This window comes from Clostridium novyi NT (genome assembly GCF_000014125.1).
GTDB lineage: Bacteria > Bacillota > Clostridia > Clostridiales > Clostridiaceae > Clostridium_H > Clostridium_H novyi.
This window is the reverse complement of sequence record NC_008593.1, coordinates 616,378-637,570: the sequence shown is the minus strand read 5'-3', so window position 1 is coordinate 637,570 and position 21,193 is coordinate 616,378. Positions and strand designations below refer to the sequence as shown.

At 27.4% G+C, this 21,193-nt stretch carries 13 protein-coding genes and 1 other annotated feature; of the genes, 1 reads left to right on the top strand and 12 read right to left on the bottom strand.

Features of this window, described 5'->3' with window-relative positions:
* From bioD to NT01CX_RS02935, 8 genes are all read right to left on the bottom strand, one after another.
* Positions 1 to 717, bottom strand: coding sequence for a dethiobiotin synthase (gene bioD / locus NT01CX_RS02970; protein WP_011721557.1), 717 nt, complete (start codon positions 715 to 717; stop codon positions 1 to 3).
* A gap of 115 nt (positions 718 to 832) precedes the next feature.
* Positions 833 to 1,375 carry a biotin transporter BioY gene (locus NT01CX_RS02965; RefSeq protein WP_011721556.1) on the bottom strand — a complete coding sequence of 181 codons (543 nt, stop codon included), beginning with the start codon at positions 1,373 to 1,375 and terminating at the stop codon, positions 833 to 835.
* A 171-nt stretch (positions 1,376 to 1,546) separates the two neighbouring features.
* A complete protein-coding gene (locus tag NT01CX_RS02960) occupies positions 1,547 to 3,688 on the bottom strand; it encodes a sensor histidine kinase (RefSeq protein ID WP_011721555.1) in 2,142 nt (713 codons plus the stop codon).
* A complete protein-coding gene (locus NT01CX_RS02955) occupies positions 3,660 to 4,358 on the bottom strand; it encodes a response regulator transcription factor (RefSeq protein WP_011721554.1) in 699 nt (232 codons plus the stop codon). Before NT01CX_RS02955 ends, NT01CX_RS02960 begins: the two co-directional genes overlap by 29 nt.
* A 301-nt stretch (positions 4,359 to 4,659) precedes the next feature.
* A complete protein-coding gene (locus NT01CX_RS02950; RefSeq protein WP_011721553.1) occupies positions 4,660 to 5,910 on the bottom strand; it encodes a DHHW family protein in 1,251 nt (416 codons plus the stop codon).
* 181 nt (positions 5,911 to 6,091) lie between these two features.
* Positions 6,092 to 7,285 carry a DegT/DnrJ/EryC1/StrS family aminotransferase gene (locus NT01CX_RS02945; protein ID WP_011721552.1) on the bottom strand — a complete coding sequence of 398 codons (1,194 nt, stop codon included), beginning with the start codon at positions 7,283 to 7,285 and terminating at the stop codon, positions 6,092 to 6,094.
* A gap of 111 nt (positions 7,286 to 7,396) precedes the next feature.
* Positions 7,397 to 8,518, bottom strand: coding sequence for a DegT/DnrJ/EryC1/StrS family aminotransferase (locus NT01CX_RS02940; protein WP_011721551.1), 1,122 nt, complete (start codon positions 8,516 to 8,518; stop codon positions 7,397 to 7,399).
* A gap of 37 nt (positions 8,519 to 8,555) precedes the next feature.
* Positions 8,556 to 9,326 carry a DeoR/GlpR family DNA-binding transcription regulator gene (locus NT01CX_RS02935; protein ID WP_011721550.1) on the bottom strand — a complete coding sequence of 257 codons (771 nt, stop codon included), beginning with the start codon at positions 9,324 to 9,326 and terminating at the stop codon, positions 8,556 to 8,558.
* A 339-nt stretch (positions 9,327 to 9,665) separates the two neighbouring features.
* On the opposite strand from NT01CX_RS02935, the gene NT01CX_RS02930 reads away from it, so the two are divergent.
* Entirely contained in the window at positions 9,666 to 11,105 is a 1,440-nt protein-coding gene (locus NT01CX_RS02930; protein ID WP_011721549.1) for an IS1182-like element ISCno1 family transposase, read from the top strand.
* Between the two features lie 82 nt (positions 11,106 to 11,187).
* Here the strand turns inward: NT01CX_RS02930 and NT01CX_RS02925 are convergent, their stop codons facing one another.
* The 4 genes from NT01CX_RS02925 to NT01CX_RS02910 all read right to left on the bottom strand — a co-directional run bounded on the left by NT01CX_RS02925 (position 11,188) and on the right by NT01CX_RS02910 (position 20,853).
* A complete protein-coding gene (locus NT01CX_RS02925; protein WP_011721548.1) occupies positions 11,188 to 16,215 on the bottom strand; it encodes an NEAT domain-containing protein in 5,028 nt (1,675 codons plus the stop codon).
* Positions 16,216 to 16,303: 88 nt separating this feature from the next.
* Complete coding sequence (locus NT01CX_RS02920; RefSeq protein WP_011721547.1) at positions 16,304 to 19,024, bottom strand: NEAT domain-containing protein; 2,721 nt, start codon at positions 19,022 to 19,024, stop codon at positions 16,304 to 16,306.
* Positions 19,025 to 19,201: 177 nt separating this feature from the next.
* On the bottom strand, positions 19,202 to 20,374 hold the full coding sequence (locus NT01CX_RS02915) for an aminotransferase class I/II-fold pyridoxal phosphate-dependent enzyme (RefSeq protein WP_011721546.1): 1,173 nt from the start codon (positions 20,372 to 20,374) through the stop codon (positions 19,202 to 19,204).
* Complete coding sequence (locus NT01CX_RS02910; RefSeq protein WP_011721545.1) at positions 20,371 to 20,853, bottom strand: Lrp/AsnC family transcriptional regulator; 483 nt, start codon at positions 20,851 to 20,853, stop codon at positions 20,371 to 20,373. The genes NT01CX_RS02915 and NT01CX_RS02910 overlap by 4 nt, the downstream gene beginning before the upstream one ends.
* A gap of 61 nt (positions 20,854 to 20,914) precedes the next feature.
* Positions 20,915 to 21,166, bottom strand: a binding site (T-box leader).
* Positions 21,167 to 21,193: the final 27 nt, after the last annotated feature.

The following is a 21,193-nucleotide window of genomic DNA, read 5'->3' as shown; positions in this document are numbered from 1 at the left end:
TTACGCCCCTATACATTTTTTTATTTTTTTATAATCTAAATCATCAAAAACCTTTTTTATTTCTTTATGATTGTTATTATCTTTAATCCTTGGAATTAATGCTATTATATCTTTACTAGTTAACTTTTTTATCATTTTTACATTATCTCTATGACAAATATTATTTTCATCATATCCATTTACTATAATTCCTTTTATGTTAAGTCCTGCGTTTTCTATATATTTCACTGTAAGTACAGTATGATTTATAGATCCAAGTCCTGCACTTGCAACTAATAATGTATCTAAATCTAAAAGCTTTATGATATCTTCTAATAATATTGTACTTTTTTCATTATGTACCATTGGACAAACTATTCCTCCACTACCCTCTGCCACTATATAATCATACTTTTCTTTTACTTTTAAATATGAACTTTTTATAACTTCTAAATTAATAGGTATGTTTTCAATTTTAGAAGCTAAATGTGGTGACACAGCAGTTTCAAAAACATATGGAGTTAAAAAAGAATATTCTTCATTTAATCCACTTAAATCTGAAACAAATTTAGTATCACCTGGTATTAACCTTTCATTTACTTTTATTGCCCCACTTAATGCAGCCTTAAAATATGAAGCATTAACTCCATTCTTTCTAAGTAAATATAAAATTCCCCCTGTTACAAATGTCTTTCCAATATCAGTATCAGTTCCAACTATAAAAATTCCATTACTCAAAATAATCCCCCTAATTAACCTTATAAATTTATTTAATTCATTAACTTTTTTACATTATAAAATAAAATATTTTCTATTGCATTTGGCATATTAATTTATACTTTTATCTAATTTTTTAAATCATCACTTTTAATCCTTTTAACGCTTTTTTAGATACAAATGCAATAATTATACTTAATAATAAATCTCCTCCTATACATACAAGAACTCCCCAATAAACAACGTAACCTATAGATGTGGTTTTTCCTAAATAAAGATTCATAATTAGATAAAAATGAATTACTCCAAATAAATATACAAAAAATAATCCTGTTAAAGTTGTACGTAACGCTTTAATAAAATTTAATTCTTTTACTCTTTCCGATATAAATCCAATTACATAAGCTCCTACTATAAATCCAACTAGATACCCAAAAGTAGGTTTTACTACATACATAAACCCTCCACCTTCTGTAAATATAGGAATTCCTAGAAGTCCCATAGCTACATAAAGAATTTGAGATAATGCACCCAGTTTTGCCCCAAGTAACATGCCTGAAAAAGCACAAAAAAAGAATTGTAGCGTAAAGGGTACATTTGGAATTGGTATTTTAATAAATGCCCCAATTGCTGTAAGTGCAGCAAATATTGCTACCAATACTAAATCTTTCGTCTTCATAATTTCCCCCTTATTATTGTAAACTGTTTTTATTTTTAAAGTTTACAATAATATTATTCTTTTCCATTTAATTTGTCAATACTTTACTGAATTACTTTTTCAATTAATCCATTGTTAAAATTTCATATAAAAATAAGGCAAATTATATAATATAACTTGCCTTATACTTAATTATTTTATTGTTTTAAACTTTGCAATTGATTTAAAAAGGTCTCCATCAATTTCAATATCTAAACTTCCTCCCTGAAGTTCAGCTATGCTATTTGCAATTGCAAGTCCAAGTCCAGAACCTTCTGTACTTCTTGATTCGTCTCCTCTTTTAAATCTTTCAAAGATTTCATCGGCTTCAAAATTCATTTCATATGATGAAATATTTTTCATTGTTATAATAACTTCATCATTTTTTTCTTGTAAGTCAATATAAACTCTAGTATTTTCTTGAGAATATTTAAGAATATTCCCTATTAAATTTTCAAATAATCTCCAGGTTTTTTTACCATCTAAATTACAATAAATAGGCTTGCTTGGAAGGTTGATTCTAAAGCTTAATGATGAATTTTCTATTCTTTCACTAAATTCCCCTAAGGATTGTTTAAGTAGTGATACAACATCTAATCTTTCTATATTAAGTTCTACAGCACCTGTTGATACTTTTGATGCTTCAAATAAATCCTCTATTAAAGTTTTTAGTCTTTCAGATTTTCTATCTAAAACTCCAATATAACCCTCTATTTCTTCTTTTGATATACCTTCTTGCTGAAGAAGTTTTATATAATTTATTATAGAAGTAAGAGGTGTTTTTAAATCATGTGATACATTGGTTATAAGTTCTGATTTAAACTTTTGGCTTTTTATTTCCTCGGCAACTGCCTTATTGTACCCCTCTTTAATATTATTAATATTATTTGCAAGATCTACTAATATTCCTTTTCCTTTAACATCAATTGTGAAATTCAAATCTCCTTCAGTCATTCTTTTTGTTCCTTCTACAATTTTATTAAATTTACCTATATTTTTTATTACACATGGCACAATTATGAAAAAATACATAATCAGATATGCAAATGCAAATAAGAAAAGAGGAAGTTCCCTATATCCAATATTAAATGAGCCAATTCCTAAAAAAGATAATAATATAGCACAAGATACTCCTGTAGTAATTACTGAAAATAATACAACTTTAAATAGAACACCCTTACATGCAAGAGATTCTTTTAAGTATTTTGAAGCTTTACCTATACCACTTTCTTTTAAATATTCTTTATCATTTTTAAGTCTTTTTACATCATAAGCACAGCATACATAATATAAAACTATAAAAGCTATTAATGTTAAAGAAATAATTTCTTTATCTATAAGCATTCCCCTATAGAATTTTTCAAACCTCAGAAAATCGTCTAGTAGTGGAAACATTATAATTGCTAGTATAACTCTTATACCAAAATTTATTTTTATAAACTTATCATATACACACTTAAACTTTTCATAATAAACTTTATAATTCTTTTTCATGTGTAAAAACATTAATATAGTAGTTATAACTATTACAACGGATATAATAGAAAATACAATAAATTGCTTTGTACTTTTTTCATACATTGTATATTCTTTAAATATTGTACCATCATGTCTTATATCCTTTGGCACAATAAAATATACTTCATAATTATTATCTTTGCAGTATGAATTTATATCCCAATACCTACTCATAACATCATCTTCTGGTAATTCAACATAATACATTGAAGTATTTATAGCATTTTGTAACTTAGATGGATCATTTAAATTAGACTCTATTTTTCCAGTTGATTTATTCTTAATATAGTATTTTAAATCTGTATTCTTTTTTATAATTTCTTTATTCTTTTGAAATTTATCATTTTTTTCTTTTATGATTTCTTCTTTTATTTGTTCATTAGTTTTGGAATATATCTTTTTTGCCTCACTTATTTTTTTATCTCTTTCAATTATTAATGTACTTAATAAACTATTGTCTTGACCTTCTTTTGCAAGTTTAATTCTATCCTCGTATTCCTTTTCTATTTCCTTTTGCTTTTTATTTGATATACTTTGATACTTTGCTTTTCTCTCATTAAATTCCTCATCAGTTAAGTAATCACCTGGTTCTTTTGCTACACCATTAAACACTTCACATACACGAGTTGCAAAAGTTCCACTTTTAAAATAAGGTGTAGTATTCTCTCTTCCATCTTTAACTAAAGTTTTTATAAGTAGAATAGATATAACTAATAAATAAATTGAACATATAAAAATTAACGTTTCTTTAAATTTGCTCTTGGATTTTGTATCCAATTCCCCACACCACCTTTAAATATCTTGGTTCCTTCGGATTTATTTCTATTTTTTCTCTTATCCTTCTTATATGGACTGGAACTGTATTTTCTGCATTATAGCATGGCTCATTCCAAACATTTTCATATATTTGTTCAATAGAAAATACTTGTCCTGTGCTTTCCATTAAAAATTCTAAAATTTTATATTCTATTGGAGTAAGTCTTACCTCTTCCCCGTCTACAGAAACGCTCTTTGTATTTTTGTTTAATATAATTCCACCAACTTTTAATTCTTGACTATTGCTTTTGTAATTATTAAACTTAACATATCTCCTTAATTGAGATTTAACTCTAGCTATAAGTTCTAGTGGGTTAAATGGTTTTGTTACATAATCATCTGCACCTATGTTTAGTCCTAAAATTTTATCCGTATCTTCTGATTTTGCAGATAACATTATTATTGGTATATCTTTTTTTTCTCGGATTTTAAAAGTTGCCTTTATCCCATCCATCTTAGGCATCATAATATCCATTAATATAAGATGTATTTCTTGTTCTTGCAGTAACATTAAAGCATCTATTCCGTCCTTTGCTTCAAATACTTTTATACCCTCATTTTTCAAATAAATTTTTATGGCTTCTCTTATTTCCTTATCATCATCTACTACTAATACGTTATTTTGTGACACGCCTTTCCCCTCCTTACAATAAAATTATACCATTTTTGTTTCCTCCTTTCTCATCCTATAAATTTAGTATAAATATAACTTATTAAAATTTATCTATTAAAAATCTTACAAATTTCTTAAGAAAATAAAAAGGGTTATATACTAATAATAAACTTTACTAATATATAACCCTTAAGATCTTTTATTTTAATATATACAATTTTCATTTTTTAAGATATTGTAATTGTATTATTGCCTTGATTTAAATTTATAGGAATAATTTTATATGCTATAGAATTAATACTATAATCTAAAATGTATACTATGGTGTTTGTAATTTTGAAACAGTTTGTTCTCTTGAAAAGGATAATCCATTATACATTATAAGTATATTTTTTATATTATTCTTTTTTATATATTCATCTATATTATCATTAAAATATCTAAGATCAACCATATGAATTTCATCATAATGATTTGTTAAAAATGGTACTAAACTATGTGCATAGGAATCTTTTATAATCAGTAACTTCTTAGTTTCCTTAGCTTTAGTATACTTAACCTTTTTAGCATTTTTAACTTTTTTAATATTTCTTTTCTTTTTATTTCTTTTACTATTTTTCTTAACTATGTATTGTTTTTTATTTTCATTTTCATCTTTTAAGTAGGTATTTATAACAACTAAATCATGATTACCACCTAAAAATACAGAATATTTATCTTTCTTCTTTAAATTTTCCATTTCATATAAAGTATCTGTATCTTTTTTATCATCAAAATATTTAACTTTGTATTTTAGTTCCTTCTTTGGCTTAAATATTTGTATAGAATCCGGTTCAATCTCTCTATAATTTCCTTTAGAATAAAAAGTTCCATAAAAACTATCTGTAACCTTTTGTATGTTAAAATCATTTAATTCTAATGGTTTGTATGCTAAAGTACCTCCTAATTTTTTATATGCATAATATGCTCCAAGAGTTGTCCAATGATGATCTGTTTTATAATAAATATACTCTTTATTGTGCATATTCAAATCATCATATACGTCTACAAACTTAACATTTTTAGGATCTAAATTTTCTTTAACATCATCAATAATTTTCTTCTCATCTTCTGGTGTTGCATATTTAGGTAATTTACTTTTTAATATGTTTACTGAATTTGGAGCTAAAAGAAAGTTTACTTTGCAATTAGAATTACGCTTTGCAAATTCATTTATACTTTCTATATTATCTTCTAAAAGATCATTGTCTACTTTTGCTGGTTTTTCAAGAAGATATCCATTTAATCCTAAGTATACTCCATTGTTGTCTTTTTTACCTAATAGTTTATCTGAACTAGACTTAACTCCAACCCAAAAGTTTCTAAAAGCAAATTGATCTGTTATGTACTTTTCATATTCCTTAGTAAACTTACCAGACTTTAGTTTTTCAAATGAATATGTAGGTTTATTTTGAAGTACCCTATTTTCCGCTTCTGAAAATTTCTTATCCTTAGAAATTAAATTTACAACAAACATTCCCATAATAAAAACTATCATTAAGATAGATAAAAAAAACTTATGTACTTTCATACGTCACTCATCCTTATACGTCTTTAATTAATTTTTAGAGATGCTTTAATAAGCATCTTCTAGTATTATACATAATGCATTCTATCATATTTTGGATAAAAATTCTTTACATTTTAGTTAAATTAATTCTTTTAACAAAAAGAAGCGCTAAAGCACTTCTTTTTGTTAATTTTATATTTAATTACTTAGCTAAAACTTTTTCTATACATTTAACTAATTCTGTAGCAACATATTCCGCATCTTCTAAAGTTAATGTAGAGTATACTGGTAATGTTATTTCATTAGCATATTGTTCATATGCATTTGGATAATCCTTTATATCATATCCTAAGTTTTTGTAAAGAGTAAACATTGGAAGTGGTATAAAGTGAACATTTACAGCAATGTCTTTTTCAGCCATCATTGCAATTACTTCAGATCTTTGTTCGTCTGTAAATCCTTTTACTCTTAATGGATATAAGTGATATGATGATTCCATAATATCATTTTTATATTCTGGTATAATAGCCCATTCTTTATCTTTAAGAACATTTGTATATACTTCAAAAATTTCTGCTCTCTTTTTAAGCATAAGGTCATATCTTTCAAGTTGAGCAAGTCCGATTGCTGCCATTATATCTGTCATATTACATTTAAATCCATCTGTTAATATGTCATATTGCCATGCTCCAGCTTTCATTTTTGATAATGCATCTTTTGTTTGACCATTTAATGATGTATATTTAAATTCTTTGTATAAATCTTCTTTACCCATGAAGTTATTATTGTTGTATGTAATTCCGCCACCTTCAGCAGTAGTAAGATTTTTTACTGCATGGAATGAGAATACATGAAAGTCCATTTGTCCTCCAACTCTATTTCCTTTGTATTTAGCACCAAAAGAGTGAGCTGAGTCAGATATTAAAACTATATCTTCACGATTTTTAGCTTTTATAACTTCTCTTATTTTGTCATAGTCAACTGGAACTCCTGCAAAGTCAACTGTCATTATTGCCTTTGTATTTGGAGTTATAGCATCGTATATTTTTTGTTCATCTATTAAGAAACTATCTTTTTTTACATCTACAAATTTTGGTCTTAATCCTCTATGCACAATTACATTTGAAGTTGATGTATAAGTATATGGAGTAGTTATTATTTCGTGATGACTATTTCCTTCTCCGCCAATACCTAAAACTTTTAATATTAGTTCCATACCCATTGTAGCACTAGATACTGCAACACCTTTATTGGCATCTGAATATTTAGCCATTTCTTCTTCAAATTTTGCTGTTTTAGGACCTGATGTAATCCATCCTGATTTTAATGTATCAATTACACCATCAATTTCTGCTTGTGTTATATCTGGTGGTGAAAATGGTATTTTCTTTGACATAATAAAAACTTCCTTTCAATAATATGTTGTTTTTATTTTATTAAGATGTTTTATTTATAAGCATTTAACATAGACTACACTTAAAAATGTAGTCTATGTATTTTTTATAATTTATTTTTCGTAGAATTCTCTAATTGTCTTGCATACGAATTGCACTTCTTCTTCTGTTATTTCAGGATATATTGGAAGTGCAATAATCTTTTTAGCTATTTTTTCAGCTACTGGGAAATCTCCTTCTTTGTATCCTAAATAATCGAAACATTTTTGTTCATGAAGTGGCTTTGGATAGTATATGCTAGTTCCAATTTCTTTTTCTTTTAAGTATTCTTGAAGTCCATCTCTGTTTTCTACTATTATGTTGAATACGTAGTAAACTCCCTTTTGATCTCCGCTTATTTTTGGTATTCTTATTTCTTTGCAATCACTTAATCCATCAATATACATCTCGGCTACTTTTCTTCTCTTTTCAATAGCTTCATCTATATATTTTAATTTTACGCCTAATACAGCAGCTTGAATTGTATCAAGTCTTGAATTGTATCCTACATTGTCATAATGATATTTCTTTGATGCACCATGAACTCTGTATTGTTTTGCAAGTTCTGCAAGTTTATCATCATTTGTAACGATCATTCCACCGTCACCATATCCACCTAATGTTTTAGTTGGGAAGAATGAGTATACTCCAAAATCTCCAATTCCACCAGAGTGTATGTAATCTTCTCCATTACCTTTCCATCTCATACCAAATGCTTCTGCTGCATCTTCAAGAACTTTAAGGTTATGTTTTTTTGCTATTCTCATAACTTCATCCATATTTCCCATTTGGTTAAATAGGTGTATTGGTAATATACCAACTGTTTTATCAGTTATTTTTTCTTCTATTTTAGAAGTATCTATTTGTAATGTTTCTTCATCAATATCAACGAAAACTGGTATTCCTTTGTGTCTTGCTATACATGAAGTTGATGCTAAGAATGTAAATGGTGAAGTGATAACTTCAGCTCCATCACTAAATCCTAAAATATCAGATGCTATAACTAATGCGTCTGTACCTGATGCAACACCAATTGCATGTTTAATTCCTGTATATTCTTCTATAGCTCTTTCAAGTTCAGTAACCTTATCTCCTAGTATAAAGTTTCCTTTTTCAATAACACTTTGAATTGCTGTATCAAATTCATTCTTTTTTTCATGATATTCTCTTTGAGAAGTATAAAAATTAACTTTCATTTTCCACTTTCCTCTCTTATATTTATAAATTATTAATTTATTTTAATTTTTTAGCTATTAAAACTTTTACTTCCTTTTGCATCTTTTTGACTTCTTCTTCTGGAGCTTCCCAATCTGTTATTACTAAGTCTAACTCTTTCATGTCTAGTGTCTTTGAAAAAAATTCTATTCCTACTTTATCAAAATTAGCAAGACAGATTTTTCTTCTGGATACCTGTGCTACTGTCTTTTGAAATATAGAACCTTCTGGGGTAGCACTACTAAGTCCATGTTTTGCTGAAATTCCCCCTCCAGTTAAAAATGCTACATCTATTCTCAAAGTTCTTATAAACTCTGTAGCTAGTGCATCTACAACACCTTCATCATTTTTTATGTTTCCACAAACTATATAAGTTTCTACATTACTTAGTAATTTTAACTTTTGGGCTATAGTTAAGGAATTAGTAACAACTGTATAGTTTTTATCTAATGGAAGATATTTAAGAAGCACATAGTGTATACTAGCTCCACCTATAAATATAGTATCTCCATCATCTATATATTTTGCAGCTTTTTTTGCTACTGCATTTTGATGCTCTGTACCTTCATTATATCTTAGTTTATCATCAATAGGTAGCCTTCTAACCTTTGATAGAGGTATTGCACCTCCATGAGTTCTTTTTAGAAGTCTATTTTTTTCCATGACTTTAAGATCTCGTCTGATTGTATCTATGGAAGTTCCAAATTCTTCTGCTAAATCTTTTGCAAGTACTCTACCTTTAGTTTTTACAGTAGAAAGTATTTTATCTCGTCTTTCTTCAGCAAACATTCTTTATCTCCTTCCATAATTAATCCTGTAACCTACTCCTTAATAAGAAAAGTTTTGTATTTAACATCTTTTCCAAATTAATGATATCACGTTTATGCGTTTTTGTTAATAGTTTTATGCTTTTTTTTTCTGATTATTGCACGTTTTATTTTCAAATTACTAAAATTGTACGTAAAATAAGAGAAAATAGCTTTAAAGCTATTTTCTCAGGCTGTTGATAAACATAATTTGTCAACAGCCTTTTTACATTTATTACAAAAAGGATTTTTAGTGTTTATGTAGAATATATATTTTAGAACAATAAATCTTTTAGCCCGTTAGGGCTCCTACGGAGGAAAAATGCTTACTAATAATGAAAGAAAACAAAATCAATTAGAACTAGTTTATATAGAAAATTTAGTACCTGAAAATCACATACTTAGAAAGATAGATAAATACATAGACTTTTCATTTATAAGAGATTTAACTAAGGATTTATATTGTGCTGATAATGGCAGACCATCAGTGGATCCAGTTGTATTATTTAAAATGCTTTTTATAGGATACCTATTCGGTATACGTTCAGAGCGTCAGCTTGTAAAAGAAATCCAGGTAAATGTAGCTTACAGATGGTTTTTAGGATATGGACTTACTGATAAAATACCAAGTCATTCCACTATAAGCCAGAATAGAACAAAAAGATTTAGTAATACAAATATACATCAAGAAATATTTGATAATATTGTATTTCAAGCTATTAATAGAAACTTGGTTGATGGGAAAATTCTATATACTGATTCTACTCACTTAAAAGCTAACGCTAATAAACATAAATTTATTAAAAAAGAAATAACTAAATCCACAAAGGAATACTTTGATGAATTAGAGAATGACATTAATAAAGATAGAATTAATCATAATAAAAAGCCTCTAAAAAAAAAGACTAAAATAGCTGAAACTAAGGAAATAACAGTAAGTACAACTGATCCAGACAGTGGATATATGGTTAGAGATGGAAAACCTAAAGGCTTTTTTTATTTAGATCATAGAACTGTTGACGGAAAGTATAATATTATAACAGACGTTCATGTTACTCCCGGGAATATAAACGATGTAGATCCTTATGTTAAAAGAATAGAAACTCAAATAGAAAAGTTTAATTTTAATACAAAATATTTAGTAGCAGATGCCGGATATTCTACGAATCCTATTTGTAAACAAATTTCAGACAAAAATTATCAAGGTGTTTTTGGGTTCCGTTTAGGACCCCATGTTAAAGGAAAATATACAAAATATAGATTTCAGTATGTTAAAGAATTAGATGGATATGTGTGTATTAATAATTGCTTTTTAAAATATAGAACTACTACGAGGGAAGGTTATAAAGAATATTTAAGTAATGCGGAGCATTGTGCTTATTGCAAATATAAAAATAATTGCTTAACATCTGATAAATCCATTAATAGAACTATACGTCGTCATGTTTGGGAAGACTATAAAGATCAAATTTTTAGCTTTACTAAAACAGAAAAAGGTAAAAGTATTTACAAACGACGTAAAGAAAAGATTGAGCGTAGCTTTGCTGATTCAAAAGAATTACATGGGCTACGTTATTGTCGCATGCGAGGAATTAAAAATGTTTCTGAGCAGTGCCTACTTACAGCGGCAGTTCAGAATATGAAAAAGATAGCCATGGTGCTATCGCATTATTTTTTGTGTACATTAATTCAAATTTATTCCAAATTAACATACATAATAAATATTTTTCGAATGCTATCGCATAAAAGAATTTTGGCGTAAACAAAAGCCCCCAATTGTTGGGGGCTTTTTGAACAATCTGAGAAAATAGCTTTAAAGCTATTTTCTCTTATTTTAATATTTTTTATTTTTTCTTTTTATTCTTTCTCATTAAAACAACACCCATACCAGATATAGCGCTTCCTAGTGTGGCTAAAAGTCCACTTCCAAGTGGCATACCTGTTTGTGGTAATTTCTTTTCTTTTATTGATGTAGCTTTTTTATTTGACTTGCGTTCTTTAGTATTAGGAGATTTTTTTTGTAAACTATTACTGCTAGTTAATGCTTCTTCTTTATTGGTTTCTTTATGTTGTTGTTCTTGTTTTTCTTGCTTCTTATCTTCCTTTTTATCTTCTTTTGAAGATTCTTTCTTATTGTCCATATTTTTATCTTTAATTTCTACAGAATCTTTATTATTGATAGGATCATTATCTTTTTTATTTTCCTTATCTGTTTTTATATCCTTATCATCCTTTTTGTTATCATTCTTTACTTCTTTTATACCCTTTAATTTGATTGCAAAAGTTTCATCTTTATTTTCTTCTTCATTATGCATTGTAATTTGTACTTTTGATTTTTCATTTGGTATTTTAAATCTTATAGTAGTACTTTCTTTATTATCCTCCACTTTAAGATTTGATGCATTATTTAATGGTGCAAGTCTATTTACTTTTCCTATTTCTTCACCTACAACATCAAAGTTTTTAACCACATGTCCATCTACTTTTATCTCTTTAATATCTTTTTGTTGTGCTTTTAATTTTAATGTCATGAATATTTCTTTATCTTTTCTTTCAACATTTATCTTTTGCTTTAAGTCTATATATCTTTTTACCATTTTCTCATTTTGTTCATTTGTTTTATCAGCTAATTCAAGTCCTGCCTCATAAACTACTTCATTTTTGTTTTCTACTTCATTTTTATTTTCTGTTTGTTTTTCTTTGTCCTCAGTATTTTCCTTTGGCTTTTCAGATGAAGTTTCTTGTGGCTTTGATGATGTATCAGATTTTGATAATCTAAATGCTACTCTTGCATTTCCCATTGGCACTACATTCATTCTCATAGTTACTTCTTCATTTTCATTAGATACTTCAAATGTAAATTCTCCAACATTTCCATTTAACTTCTTTTCAGCAGCTACTTCTTTTCCACCTACTTCTATGGAAACATTCTTCATCCAATCCATTCTATTTAGTGTAACAGTGAAATATTTCTTGCCATCTTTTTCTGTATATTTTACTGTTTTATTTACGTATTGTGCTGCCATTGATGGCTCATTTGTTTTTTCTTTCAATATCTTGAAATCTATATTCTTTACTTTTTCATTTTTCTTATTGTCATTATCACTTGTTACTTTTCCTTCATCTTTATTAGTTTCCTTTTCTTTAGTATTATCCTCCTTTGGCTTTTCAGTTGAAGTTTCTTGTGGTTTTGATGATGTATTAGATTTTGATAATCTAAATGCTACCCTTGCATTTCCCATTGGCACTACATTCATTTTCATAGTTACTTCTTCATTTTCATTAGATACTTCAAATGTATATTCTCCAACATTTCCATTTACATTCTTTTCAGCAGCTACTTCTTTTCCACCTACTTCTATAGAAACATTCTTCATCCAATCTATTCTGTTTAGTGTAACAGTAAAATATTTCTTTCCATCTTTTTCTGTGTATTTTACTGTTTTATTTACATATTGACCTGCCATTGATGGCTCATCACTTTTTTCTTTTAATACTTTTACACTTATTGACTTTGTTGTTGCTTTTTCTTGTTCTTTTGATTTTTCATTTGATTGAACTGCATTATTTAAAGAATCACCAATATATGCAATTTCTTTAAAAATTAATGACTTTTCATTATTGGTACTACCGTATAATGATTTTACTATTCTATAATTATCATTATTATCTATATTACCTACTTTATAGCTGCCAAATTTATCTTCTTCTTCTTCTGTAGTTATTGTGTGAATTGTTTCAAATTCGCCCTTTTTATTTTTCTTTTGGATATCTACTTTTATAGTCCAATCCCAACCTCTATCATTTAAAACATCAATTGTACTTTTTCCATTTAAATATTGTTTATATTCTTCTAAAGTTTTAGGAACTATACTATCAAAAAATGAGTGTGGTGTTTCACCCCAACAAAGTACATCTAGTGATGACATTTTATGATCCCATCTTAAAGTACCATTATCATTGATTAACTTTAAATTAGTTAAGCTTTTTTGAGGTATATATTTAAACTTACCTATTTTTGATAATTCCTTTAATTTATCAGATATTTTTGTAAGCTCATTATACTTAACCTCAATACCTGCGGAATATGTTTCTTTAAATAAACTTGGTAAGATTTTATCTATATTATCAGGAATATTACTTATGTTATTATCATTCATTTCTAAAACATTTAGTTTCTTTAATGATTTAAATATATCTAGTGGAATCTCATTTATAATATTTCTACTTAAAATTAGTTTTTTAAGATTAACGAGCTTACCAAGTTCCTTTGGTAAAACTTCTATTCTATTATGCTGAGCCCTAATTTCACTTAAATTAGAAGCATTTTTTATACTTGTTGGTATTGATTTTATATTGTTAAAGCTGAAATCTATCACTCTTAATTCTTTATTATTGTTAAATAAATTATCTTGTATATTATCTAACTTATTCTCTGAAAAACTAATTCTTTTTAACTTAGGTAAGTTATCAAAAATTCCATTTGGTATACTTGTTAATTGGTTTCTATCAAGAGCTAATTCCTCTAAGTTAACCAATTTACTAAATACATCTTTATTTAAATTATTTAACTTATTACCTGATAAGGATAATGATTTTAACTTAGTTAATTTATCAAATATACCTACTGGTAAAGTACTTAACTTATTACCTGATAAATCAAGGGTTTCTAAGTTTGCTAATCTATCAAATACATCTTTTGGTATTTCTTTTATTCCGTTTGCATTAAGAAATAATTTCGTAACATCTCCACCTAGATATTTAACCCATGATATGTTAGATATTCCCTTGCATGATAAGTCTAGCTCTCCTTGGGCTCTATTTAAATCCGCAGAATCTATTACTCCATCTTTATTAAAATCTAATCCTGCTTCACTTAATGCACTAAAAATTTTATTTTGTTCTTGATACTTATCTTTTTTATTTTCTTTTTCGTATTTAAATCCTTCCCAATTTTTTATTATTTCTTTATCAAATACTAACTTTACTTTAGTATATTTATTTATATTTCCTATATCGCTTTTTTGTCCTCCCATAGCGCTAACAATAACTCCACCAATATGAGGTTTTATAAAATTGTCCATAGGAATTTCAAATGTTTGCATATTATATTTACCATAATTATCAGGTTCGCCATATTTAGTAGATTTAGCTTTTGGATACTTACCATTATTTTCAATTCTAAAATCATATAGCATATCAGCTTCTAACAAATTAAGCCATGTAGTATATATCTTTCCCTTTTTAACTTCTACTTTTACATTACTATCAAAAAAACCTCCAAGCATAGACGTATCTGTTGGATCATCTACTTTATATGCAGTAAATCCAATGGTATATTGTCCATCTTCTAACTTAGTATTCTCGCTTAAAAGTATCTTTTCTGAAGCTTTATTCCCTTTATCTTTATCTTCTTTTGTTGGATTTGTATGTTTCAAATTAAAATCTGGATCTTCTAATGGTTCAGTTGAATTTTCTGTAGCTAAACTTCCATCTTTTCTAATAAAAATAGTTATATCTTCAAATCCATCAGCTTTAAATACAACTTCATTTATATCTTTATTGAAAGATGCAGTATTTAAATCTAAAGCTATACTGCTAGCATAAAATGTATTATTCTCTGTTACCGTTAATGCTTTTTTATATCTTGTACCATTTACAACTACTTCTTTTAGTGCTTGTCTATAATTATTTTGCTCTGTATAACTACAATCCAAAATAACTTGATATTTGTTCTTGCCATCATTTCCATAATCCGATAAAGCTGTCTTCATAACACTTATTTTTTTCTTTTTATTGTCCATTGAGTCTTTATTTTTTTCATATTGCTCTTCATTAATCTTTAATATGCTTCCATCTTTTTTTACTGTTATTATAAAAGTATTATATTTATTTGATTTAATTTTAATAACATTTTGCTCTTTGTTAAATCCATTACTGCTTAAATCAAGCCCCATTAATCCAAAATAATACCTACTATTCTTATTTACTAATAAATCCTCTGAAGGATTGTACTTTATGTCATTTACTGAAACCTCTGTTATACTTTTAGTATAACTTGACATTACCTCCCATTTTGTTTTATTAGAAAATTCAACTCTGTATTTAGAATATTTATTACCTTCTTTTTGTGCAAATACTCTTTCAACTTTAGGCTTGTTTATGTCTTCTTTATTCTCATTTAAATCTTTGCCTGACTTTTCTTCTGCAGTAGACTTGTTGCTAGATTTATCCTCCTTCTTTTCTGAAGGTTTATTTTTAAGTTCACTTTCAGATTCTACTTTTTCTTTTTTAGGTTTGGTAGATGTCTTTGTATCTTTCTCCTTGTCAACATCTTCAGAACTTTTTTTAACATTTAAAACATTGTCTTTATAACCAGTAGCTTTAATTGTTATCACATTATCTTCTTTATTAAAAGCACTTATACTTAAATCTAATCCTAACATTCCAATATTATACTTATTATATTCTTTTACATTGCCATCTTTTGATACTTCATACTTTACCCCATTTACTTCAATTTCTTTTATACTACTTATGTAATCCTTTGGTACATTAGATGGAATTTCAATTCTATATTTTTTATATTCTCCATAAAAAGTTCCTAATGAAACTTTTTCCAACTTAGGAGCTTCTTTTAAATTGTTTACTATATTAGGTGCATTAAAATATAAATTTTCTTTTTCACTTTGAAAATTATATGTACCATCTATAATGCACTGTTCTATATCCTTACAAATTTTTCTCGCTTGTATTTTTTCAACAACACTAGGTTTAACCTCTGCATGTACTAATTGTGAAGTTCCCCCCATCAATATCATTGCTGTAGTTGCTACCCCTAATCCTTTATTAAACTTTTTAGATATACCCATTTTTTCACTCCTCTTTCACCAAAAATATTTTTTTAACCACAATTTTTTATATTTTAAATTACATATATGTTTTTATGATTAATCAACTTTATTTTTTCTTTCTATTCTTTCTCATTAACACAACACCCATGCCAGATATAGCACTTCCTAGTGTAGCTAGAAGTCCACTTCCAACTGGCATACCTGTTTGTGGTAATTTCTTTTCTTTTATTGATGTAGCTTTTTTATTTGACTTACTTTCTGCATTAGTTACTTTATTTTGTTGTTCTCTTTTATCTTGTTCTTTTTTCTTTTCATTTGGTTGATCTGCTTTATTTGAAGAATCATCAATTTTATTCTCTTTACTATTTTTATTGTTTTCTTTCTGTTTATTACTTGTACTTGTTGAGTTCTTTTTAGATTCTTCTACTTTTGCATGAGCTACATTAGTAAATACATACTGATCATCGCCATAGAAATTAGTTCTTAATTCTTCTAATATTCTATATTCATCATTAGCTTTCATTTCTGGATCTTTTATACTTCCTACTGTACTTCCATTGCCATCATTGATTATTTCTTTTATAGTTTTAAATTTTCCATCCTTATCTTTCTTTTGTATAATTATTTTTAGTTTTGGTTCATATCCTTCTTTGTTTAGCAATTCTAATGCTGTTTTTCCATTTAAATGCTTTTTATATTCTTCAACATTTTCAGGCATTTTTTCTCCGAGTATACTATGAGTTGTTCTTTGCCATGCTAATATATCAAAGGCAGATAATTCTTCATTCCATTTAATTTCTCCATCTTTAACTTCTAGTTTTAAATTCATAGGAGATTTTTGAGGTAAAGCATTTACAGTCTTTTTTGTACCTTCTGGTGCCTTTGGCATAGTTTTTAAATTGTTAAATACAAAATCATAACTGTTTACATTAGGAAATGCTTCAAATATTTTATTTGGAACCTCTTTTAACATATTTTCTGCTAAATAAAGATACTTTACATTATTTTTACCATTTAGTATTTCTTCTGGTATCTCTTCAATATAATTTGATGCTAAGTCAAGCCATGTTAAGTTTTTAAGTTTAGTCAAATTTTGTGGAATAATTTCTATTCTATTCTGTTTTGCACAGAAAGTTTCTAAATCATTTAGTTCTAGCATAGTTGTTGGTATAGAATCAATTTCATTTTGAGATACATCTATAAATTTAAGTTTTTTATTATTTTTAAATACATCATCATCTAAATGTTTAATATTATTTGTTGCTAATACTACTGTTTCTAAGTTAGGTAATTTATCAAATACCCCCTTTGGAAGTGTTTCAAGTTTGTTTCTTTCCAGGTATACTTTTTTTAAATTTACAAGCTTGTCAAATATACCATCTGGTAATTCTTTTATTTTATTAACTCTTAAATCTAAATATGTTAATTGAGTTAAATTGTCAAAAATTCCTTTTGGTAACTGTTCTATTCTGTTTCCACTTAAATCTAATTCAGTAACTTCAGGACCAAGTGCTTTCAATTGAGATATATCTGTTATTTTCTTTTTAGATAAATCAACTCTTCCCTTAGCTTCACTTAATTCTTTAACTGAAACTGTACCATCTTTGTCAGTATCAAGTCCTATTTCTATTAAGGCTTTATTTAAATTACCATTATCATTTTCCTTTAAAATACTTTCACTTGAATCAAAACCATTCCAACCTTTTGCAAAATCCTTATTGAATTTAAACATAACAGTTTTGTAATTATTAGCTTTATCATAAGTTACCTTACCGTAATCCGATAATTTTCCGCCCATTGGGCCTGCAAGTACACAACCCTTATGATCAGAATCTAAATCATCTATTTCCATTTTAAAAAGTTTAGCAGGATACTTTTCTGTATCTGGGTTTTTATTGCCATAATCACTAATTTGACTTTCTTTGAAAATCTTATTTGTTTCTATTCTAAAATCATATAATCCATCGGCAAAACAAATATTTAAGAATGTTATTGTCTTTTTTCCATCCTTAACTTCTAACTTCGCTTTTTTATCAAAGAAGTTATTTAGCATTGAATCTTCCGCAGGATTTTCTATTTTATACGCACGAAAAGTTAGAGTATACACTCCATCTTCTAAGTTATCAAAAACCTTTTCTTTAGAACTATCTTTTGCTTCTGTCTTTTCTTCTTTCTTTTGTGTATCCTCATTTTTTACTTCTTTATCTTTTACTTTTTCTGTATTAGCTTTATTATTTTGTTCTGCTACTACATCATTTTTTTTAGAATTTGTATTTGTTTCTTTTTGGTTATTTTCCTTATCTGTTTTTTTATTTTCTTCTCCTACAATTCTAAATTCAACTTTGCTATTCATAGGTACTACAAACATATTTAATTTAATATCAGGATTTATTTTAGGAACTTCAAATTTTAAAATTGCTCCTTTATGTTCTGCTCCAAATACTTCTGTTTTTCCTATGTCTTTTAATTGGCATTTAGCTTCATCACCATTAACTTTAACCTTTATATCATTCATCCAATCTGAAGCTAGTATTTTTAAACTACAATATATCTTTCCATTTTCCTCTGTATATGTAACTTCATTTTCAATATATTGACCCGCCATAGATGGCTCATCTTTATTTAATTTTAATGCTTGTATTTTTATCTTTTGTACTGGGCTTTCATTCATAATCTCTTTTTCTATGCTCTTACTTATCTGTTTTGCTTCAATAACATTAGGTTTATTATTAGTTGCTGCATGTACAACTTGCGGAGTACCTCCAATTATTATAATTGCTGTTGCAGCAGCCCCAACACCTTTGTTTAAATTTTTTATAATATCCATAATAACACCTCACTCTTATACTTTTTATAAAATATTTACCATTATATCATATTTGATATTCATTATCAATTGTTATCAATTATTATTCTCATTATATAATCCTAAAATTTCTCTATATATCTCTGTTTAAAATAAAAAAAAAGCAATTCTTATAAGAACTGCTTTTTCCTTTATATTTTATTTATTTTTTATTGATTTAACAAATTTTTCTATACGCTTTAATGCTTCCATAATATCTTCCATTGAACATGCATAGCAAGCTCTTATAAACCCTTCTCCACATTCTCCAAAAGCATTTCCTGGAACAGTTAAAACTTTTTCTTTCATTAGAAGTTGTTCACAAAACTCATCAGAAGTAAGTCCTGTAGATTTTATAGATGGGAAAAGATAAAATGCACCCTTTGGTTCAAAACAATCAAGTCCCATTTTCTTGAATCCATCTACCATAACTCTTCTTCTTCTGTTGTATTCTTTATTCATTATTTCTATATCTTCATCACTATTTTTTAAAGCTTCAATTGCTGCGTATTGCGCTGTTGTAGGAGCACACATAATTGCATATTGATGAATTTTTTTCATAGCATTTATAAGAACTTTATTTGCACATACATAACCCATTCTCCATCCTGTCATTGCATATGCCTTTGAAAAACCATTTATTAATATAGTTTTTTCTCTTACTTCTGGGAAACTTGCTATTGATACATGCTTTGTATCATAAGTTAATTCTGAATATATTTCATCAGATAAAATAATAATATCTTTATCTTTAAGAACATCTACAATTGCTTTTAGCTCTTCTTTTGTCATAATTGATCCTGTTGGATTATTAGGGAATGGAACAATTACCACTTTAGTCTTAGGAGTTATTGCACTTTCAAGTAACTCTGGAGTTAATTTAAATCCATCTTCTGCTCTAAGATTTAATACTACAGGAGTTGCCCCTGCAAATACAGTACATCCTTTGTATGCTACAAAACTAGGCTCTGGAATAATAACCTCATCACCTGGATCTACTAATGCTCTTAATGCAATATCTATTCCTTCACTTCCACCAACTGTCACAATTATCTCATCTTCAGGATTATACTCAAGATCATATTTTCTATTTAAAAATCCTGCTATTTCTTCTCTAAGTTCAATAAAACCAGCATTTGAAGAATAATGAGTGTGTCCTTTTTCTAAAGAATAAATACCAGCTTCTCTAACATTCCATGGTGTTACAAAATCAGGTTCTCCAACACCAAGAGATATTACATCTTCCATTTCATTTATCATGTCAAAATATTTTCTTATACCTGAAGGTGGCATAGTCCTTACCTTAGGTGAAATCATATCTTCTAATCTCATATAAATATTGCCTCCCTATCATCTCTCGTTTTCTTTTCAAATATTGTACCTTTATCTTTGTATTTTTTAAGTATGAAGTGAGTTGAAGTACTTAAAACTGATTCTTGAGTTGCAAGTTTGTTTGCTACAAAAAGTGCTACTTCTTTCATTGTTTTTTCTTCAACAATAACATTTAAATCAAATCCACCAGATGACATTAGATAACATGCTCTAACTTCTCTAAATTTGTATATTCTTTCAGCAACTTTATCAAATCCTTCTCCTCTTTGAGGTGTTACCTTTACTTGTATTAATGCTACAACACTGTCTTTGCTTGTCTTTTCCCAATTTATTAACGCTGGATATCCAACTATGATATTATCTTCTTCATATTTCTTTATGGCATTTTTTACTTCTTCTACAGTTTTTCCTGTCATGGCCGCTATTTCTTCTTCACTATATTTACTGTTTTTTTCAAGAATCTCTAATATTTCTTCCACTAAAATTACCTCCTTAATATTAAAACTCTATAAATTTATATATAAAAAACTCCTTTATCCCTAAAGGGACGAAGGAGTTTTCGCGGTACCACCCTGATTAGTGCAAATTGCACTCTCTTTACTGAAACTTATAATTTCATTCCTCAATAACGCGAGGTCACGTCTGTATCTATTTTAAGAATTAAACTTAATTCTCATTTCTCAATAAGCGATTCAAAGGCTGCGTTCTATAAAATTCCATTGCCAGGCTCTCACCATTCCAAGCTCTCTTTAAATTCTCCTTTTATATACTCTTCCTTATCACAATCTTTTTTATTTATAAAATTTTCAACTTATTTTC